The sequence below is a fragment of the Klebsiella sp. Ech2A genome (assembly GCF_030078455.1).
GTDB lineage: Bacteria > Pseudomonadota > Gammaproteobacteria > Enterobacterales > Enterobacteriaceae > Klebsiella > Klebsiella terrigena.
On sequence record NZ_JAQGFU010000241.1, the window covers coordinates 1 to 5,962 of the forward strand.

The window sequence follows — 5,962 nt, forward strand, 5'->3', positions numbered from 1 at the left end:
AGGCAACCCTGCTGGACGAACCGCTGGTTCTCTACCGGATTAAAGGTTCGGTGGTGGCGGCCCGCGACGTCTGCCCCCACCGCGGCGTACCGCTGACCCTCGGCTCTCACGACGACGAGGGGATTATTTGCCCCTATCACGGCCTGCGCTTCGGCGAAGAGGGGCGCTGCAACCGGATCCCCTCCAGCCCCGACCAGCCGGTGCCGGCCAGGCTCCACCTGACCCACTACGCGGTGGAGGAGCGCTTTGGGCTGATCTGGGTGTGCATGGCCTTCGACCCGGAGAACCCGATGCCGCTGCCCACCATGCCGCACTGGCACGATGAGGGGTTTCAGCAGATCAACTGCCCGGCGTTTGAAGTCAACGGCTTCGCCGGCCGCCAGGTGGAGGGGTTTCTCGACGTTGCCCATTTCGCGTGGATCCATACCGATACCTTCGCCGACCCGGATAATCAGGAAGTGCCGGCCTACAGCCCGCAGGAGACGCCCTTTGGCTTTATTGCCGACTACTGGAGCTCGGTCGGCAACTATCCGGCCAGCGCCGGATTCCGCGCGCCGGAAGGGTTTCAGTGGCTGCGCCATTTCGAGATGCACCTGCCCTTCACCGCGACGCTAACCATCCACTTCCCCGGCGAAGCCCGGCTGGTGATTATGAACGCCGCTTCGCCGGTATCGTCGCGCGTCACCCGCATGTTCGCGCCGATTGCGCGCAACTTCGATCTCCACGTTCCGGTCGCGGACGTGCACGCGTTCAATCTCCGCGTCTTCGAGGAGGACCGGCTGATGGTCGAAACCCAGCGTCCGGAGAGGCTGCCGCTGGACTTAACCCTTGAGGCGCATATTCCCGCCGACCGCAGCTCGATTGCCTATCGTCGCGGGCTGCAGAAGATGGGCTTTGGCGACTTTTTCCTCGTATAGGCGGAGGCGAAAATGAGTGAACTGCTGCAGGTGGTCGTTGACGGAATGTGGCGCGAGGGCGATACCAGCCTCGCCGTCAGGCTGGTCTCCGGACGCGGGGAGCCGCTGCCCGCGTGGCGGCCAGGGGCGCATATCGATCTCCATCTGCCGGATGGGATGACGCGTCAGTACTCGCTGACCGGCCCCACGACCGGCGCGGAGGGCTATCTGATCTGCGTCGCGCGGGATCGTAAATCGCGCGGCGGATCGCGCTATATCCACGAGACGCTGCGCCCGGGCCAGACGCTGCGCATCTCTCCCCCGCGCAACCTGTTTACGCTGCAGCCCGCGGAGCGCGTTGTGCTGCTGGCCGCCGGTATCGGCATTACGCCGCTGTACGCGATGCTGCTGCAGCTCGAAGCGGACGGCGTGCCCTGTGAGCTGCATTATTACGTCAGGCACCGCGAAAACGCGGCCTTCGTCCGCCCGCTGGCGCAGCGCTTCAGCCAGGGCAGCTGCGCCCTTTACTGCTCTGAGGAGGGGCAAAGCCCGCGCCAGCACCTCGCCACGACGCTCGCCGGGGCGCGGGCCGGAGAGCTTCTGTACCTCTGCGGGCCCCGGGGTTTTATGGCCTGCGCGCGCGAGGTCGCGGCGCAAAAGGGCTGGCCCGAGGCGCAGATCCACAGCGAAGCGTTTCAGGCAACCGCGCCGGTCGCCGACGTCAGCGGCGAGGCCGATACCTTTACCGTCACCCTGGCGTCGTCAGGCGCGCGGTGGCCGGTGCCGGCGCACCAGACCATTGCCCAGGTGCTCCAGCAGCAGGGGGTTGCGGTCCCGCTCTCCTGCGAGATGGGGATGTGCGGCGCCTGCCTCACGCCGGTTATCGAGGGCGTGGTCGATCACCGGGATACGGTGCAGTCCCCGGCGGAGAAAGCCGCCACCGCGCAGCGCATCGCGCTCTGCTGCTCCCGCAGCCGTTCGCCCAACCTGCTGATCGATCTCTAGCGGGGGTCGTTTTTCACCGGCGCCGGGCTGCCGTGGAGCAGGCTGGCGCCCTGCTCGCTGACACATATCAAAAGCCATCAAAAGCCGGCCAATCATTCCCTAATCGAATAATTTTAATAAAAATTATTCATTTCCCTTCTGAATCAAATGCCGTCATATTTGTATGACAAATCCGGCATCGCCAGACGCCTGCTGCTGGCTGAGAGCAAGAGATGCTCTCTCCCGGCGCACAATAAGCCTGACCAACCTGACCAGCTGTCTGGATATTGCCTGTCGCAGCTTCCAGACCGGTGCTCAGGGATCATTCTGAACATCCACTATAAAATTGAGTACTATCCGAGTATTTGCCAGCCAGCTTTTGGCTGGCTTTTTTTTAGCCGTTACCGGCCTGATTTTTCGTTTTTCAGCAGGTCGCTTAATCGGGCACGGTTTTGCGCTAACAAAGCGTTAAACGTCTCGCGGCTCTGCGGGTCTAACTCCGCCGCCAGCGCCTCGCGCTGCGCCTGCCTGCGAATACTCTCCTGCACCGACTTTAGCGCCGCCTCCATGGCAATAAGCTCCCCTGCCAGCTCGCTTTCAAGCGTTGAGCGATAGAGAAACTCCCGCACCAGCACGCCCATTTTGCTATTGGCCTGGTTAATCGCGGCGCTGCTTTTTTGCAGCGATTCGGCGACGGCGGCCAGTATTTTATTCTCACTCATTGCTCGGTTCCCCCGGCCGAGGCCAGCATCAGCGTCTCTGCCAGCTGGCGATGAAACATTTCACGCTGGGCGACGCTCAGGGCATCCAGCTCTTTTTTAACCGCGTTCACGCGGTCGAAGTACGCCTGCTGCACTTCTGCCCGGATCTCCCGTCGCCGCTCGGCGGGAATATCGCTAAAGGCGTCCGTTGCTGCCGGGTCGGGGGGAAAAAGCGAGCCAGGGAGTCGCCTGACCATAAGAGCCTCCTGATAGTTTAAAACAGGCGCATATTGCGCAGATCGCCGTCGCTGGTGTTGTAAATCGTGAATTGCTCGATCAGCGCAATAAACTCGTCGCGCGGCGGGATCCCATTCGCCAGCAGCTTACGCTGGCTCAGGGCGCACCACAGCGCCACCGAGTAGGCCTGACAGTTCACCGATTTTTCCGGGTTGAATTCAATATCCGTAAACGCCGAGTACTCCAGCACGCTCTCTTTAATCGGCGAATGGTTGAGGGCATTGAGGTACAGCCAGTCGTAGAAAGCGCTTTTCGGTTCTAATTCCCAGATGATGGCCGCGCGCTGTTCGTTCGGCTGGAAGGAAAAGTGCGCCAGTCGCCCGGATGTTTTCAGCTGCTCCGCACGCTTTGCCTCTTTCGGCGACAGGCGCATCAGTTCGCGGAAAGGCCCACGCACCACCCCGCTGTCAGTAAATACTTTCGAAGACTGAAACAGCGATTCCACGCTAATAAACTGTCCGCCGCTGCTCTGCACGCCCATATTAAAGGCGCTCAGCTCCCGGCCCAGGCTCTGCGTGGACTTACTCGATACCTCAAGAATTTTCGCGCCCGGGGCATCTAGCCGATAGTTCTCGTGCAGGGAGGCAATTGATTTCTGCTTTTGCGTCACCGCCAGCCCGGCAGACCAGCTGAAATCGACGTTAGCGATATCAACCAGGGTATCCCCCTGGCTTCTCGGGATAAACACGGGGCGTACGGCCATAAATTCACCTGAAAGAAAAACGAGAAGGATCGACCGTGATTATCGCCGGACTCTCGCGTAGCCATAAAGGAATATTATCGGCGCTGTAGAAAATAACCTCACTGATAAACCCGGGGGGAATATTGCCAAGATAGAGAATTTCCGCCTGAATATCATACGGGCGATCCCCGAACTCCTCGTCATTATCGCCGACAAACATGCTTTGAAACGCCGTATGCTTTTTACGCTCGCCGAGGCTGACGGCCCTCACCGCATTCGACGCCGCGTTGCTTTTGCAGAATACCGCCCGGTTAAGCAGCTGTGAAAAATCAAATGAGGGCTGGGTCGGTCCGCTGATTAGCTCTTTTTTGATCTTCAAAATCACCCAATCGCCGTGGCTTAACCCCTGAGAATATTTGTAGAGCATCTTATTATTAATATGCCCCACCGACAGAGAGATTGAGTCTCGTACTCCATCCAGCCGCAGTTCGTCATTATAATGAAAGGGGTAGCCCGCACTTTCAATTTGCTGGCGCGTCATAATACCTAAGGAAAATATCCCCTTTAAATTATCCAGGTGCGTAAAGTGATACAGCGCAGAGATATTTCGGCGTTTTATCTGTGAAAAATCTATCGCCCGCGCCCAGTTAAACTGCTGAATGGCATAGAACGGTTTGCCCGGAACCTGCTGCATAAATGCGTAGTGTAAATCAGATGTATAGGCCGGCGCCAAATGGGTCAACCCGGTAATCGCGTAGCGCGTTAGCATATAGTCCTTAAAGCCGACGACATGCATAATAATAGCCAGCGCCTCGGTCATCGTAATCGACACTGCGCCATTATCAGGCTCGCGACTTAGCGCCGGTTTTTCTTTATTAACGACGTCGAGATTATTAAATAGCGAATTGCGCCGCTGTGCTGCCTCGCGGAACGGCTCTGCCTCTCGCTGGCGCGACTCCGGCCTTACGATCGTCGGCGGCCGCACGACCGGCGGTTGGCTACCTGATTTAGTAGGTGGCGCTTCCTTCTTTTTTATTAAATTACCAATAACAGCCAGCACGATTAGAATGCCAATCACCGTCCACATATGAACTCCAGCAGCCGCATTATGATTTTGTTGTGTGTAAAAATGAACAGCGCCGCCTCCCCAATAATGGGTGCGGGCAAGGATTATCATATTAGTATTTTTACGCCAGTCGTCGGAGGCACGGAGCGTGAAATAAACAGGCGCGCTCTACGGTAATCCATTCATTGGGTTAACTCAAGAGCCATCAATATGGCTAATTTTTATCACCAGATACGCAGTAATAAACAGCAGCCCGTCATGCCATTGAGCAATCAGGCAGAATAAGTCCCTGTCAGCGCCGACGGCCGATCGGGCCGCAGCGCTTTTAAAAACGTCGCGATTCCGCCAGTATGGGTTCTCTCCCCCGCCCGCCGGGGAATTGATCACCTTGCTTAATGAGGAATAATGGAACGCTTATTTGTCTACGGTACGCTGCGTCCGGGCCACGCTAATGCCTATATTCTGGAAAATATCGGCGGAGAGTGGCTGCCGGGCACGGTGACCGGCACCTTTTATGCGCGCGGCTGGGGCGCTGCCGCTGATTTTCCGGGGATCGTCCTGAGTGAAAGCGGGCCGCAGGTCCACGGCTATCTGTTTGCGTCCGCAAAGCTGGCGGAGTTCTGGCCCGCGCTGGACGAGTTTGAAGAGGGCTACGACCGGGTGGAAGTTGAGGTGACGACGGCCGACGGTCGGCGCCTGTCCGCGTGGATCTATCAGCTCCAGCCGCCGGCTCAGCCGTAGGGGTTAACGCCCCGCATGGCTCCAGGGGCGTTGGCGTGACCGCCTATTAGTCGCGCCAGCCCAGCGCCGGCGCAACCTGTTTGAGGATGGACTCAATAACGTGCACGTTGTAATCCACGCCCAGCTGATTCGGCACGGTCAGCAATAAGGTGTCGGCTTCGGCAATCGCTTCGTCTCTCTTCAGCAGCTCGATCAGCCGGTCCGGCTCGGCGGCGTAGCTGCGCCCGAAAATCGCCCGCGTTTTCTCATCAAGCTGGCCAATCGTATCCCCGTCATCCCGGCCTGTACCAAAATACATCCGATCGCGATCGTTCATCAGGGCAAAAATACTGCGGCTGACCGAGACGCGCGGCGTACGGGAATGCCCCGCCTGCGCCCAGGCCTCGCGGTAGGCCCGGATCTGTTTTGCCTGCTGAATATGGAAAGGCTCGCCGGTTTCGTCATCTTTCAGCGTCGAGCTTTGCAGGTTCATCCCCAGCTTCGCCGCCCACACCGCCGTGGCGTTGGAACCCGCGCCCCACCAGATACGCTCGCGCAGCCCTTCGGCATACGGCTCGGGGCGCAGCAGGCCCGGCGGGTTGGGGAACATCGGCCG

General features: G+C 58.9%; 8 protein-coding genes. 3 read left to right on the forward strand and 5 right to left on the reverse strand.

What is annotated here, in order from left to right; genetic code table 11:
• Together hpxD and PFH44_RS24230 are read left to right on the forward strand one after the other, a co-directional pair.
• On the forward strand, positions 1–917 hold a 917-nt coding region (hpxD, locus tag PFH44_RS24225; RefSeq protein ID WP_283826407.1), incomplete at its 5' end, for a molybdenum cofactor-independent xanthine hydroxylase subunit HpxD.
• A 12-nt stretch (positions 918–929) separates the two neighbouring features.
• On the forward strand, positions 930–1,901 hold the full coding sequence (locus PFH44_RS24230; protein ID WP_283826408.1) for a PDR/VanB family oxidoreductase: 972 nt from the start codon (positions 930–932) through the stop codon (positions 1,899–1,901).
• 380 nt (positions 1,902–2,281) lie between these two features.
• On the opposite strand, the gene PFH44_RS24235 is transcribed toward PFH44_RS24230, so the two are convergent.
• The 4 genes from PFH44_RS24235 to PFH44_RS24250 are packed head-to-tail and all read right to left on the reverse strand — an operon-like array spanning position 2,282 to position 4,647.
• Positions 2,282–2,602, reverse strand: a complete 321-nt coding sequence (locus PFH44_RS24235) for a hypothetical protein (protein ID WP_283826409.1) — start codon at positions 2,600–2,602, stop codon at positions 2,282–2,284.
• On the reverse strand, positions 2,599–2,838 hold the full coding sequence (locus PFH44_RS24240; protein WP_283826410.1) for a hypothetical protein: 240 nt from the start codon (positions 2,836–2,838) through the stop codon (positions 2,599–2,601). The genes PFH44_RS24235 and PFH44_RS24240 overlap by 4 nt, the downstream gene beginning before the upstream one ends.
• Before the next feature lie 17 nt (positions 2,839–2,855).
• A complete protein-coding gene (locus PFH44_RS24245) occupies positions 2,856–3,581 on the reverse strand; it encodes a DarT1-associated NADAR antitoxin family protein (protein WP_283826411.1) in 726 nt (241 codons plus the stop codon).
• A gap of 4 nt (positions 3,582–3,585) precedes the next feature.
• Positions 3,586–4,647 carry a DarT ssDNA thymidine ADP-ribosyltransferase family protein gene (locus tag PFH44_RS24250; RefSeq protein WP_283826412.1) on the reverse strand — a complete coding sequence of 354 codons (1,062 nt, stop codon included), beginning with the start codon at positions 4,645–4,647 and terminating at the stop codon, positions 3,586–3,588.
• A 384-nt stretch (positions 4,648–5,031) separates the two neighbouring features.
• On the opposite strand from PFH44_RS24250, the gene PFH44_RS24255 reads away from it, so the two are divergent.
• A complete protein-coding gene (locus PFH44_RS24255; RefSeq protein WP_045854744.1) occupies positions 5,032–5,367 on the forward strand; it encodes a gamma-glutamylcyclotransferase family protein in 336 nt (111 codons plus the stop codon).
• Positions 5,368–5,413: 46 nt separating this feature from the next.
• Here the strand turns inward: PFH44_RS24255 and PFH44_RS24260 are convergent.
• Positions 5,414–5,962 (reverse strand): LLM class flavin-dependent oxidoreductase (locus tag PFH44_RS24260; RefSeq protein WP_283826413.1); only part of this gene is annotated, 549 nt, incomplete at its 5' end.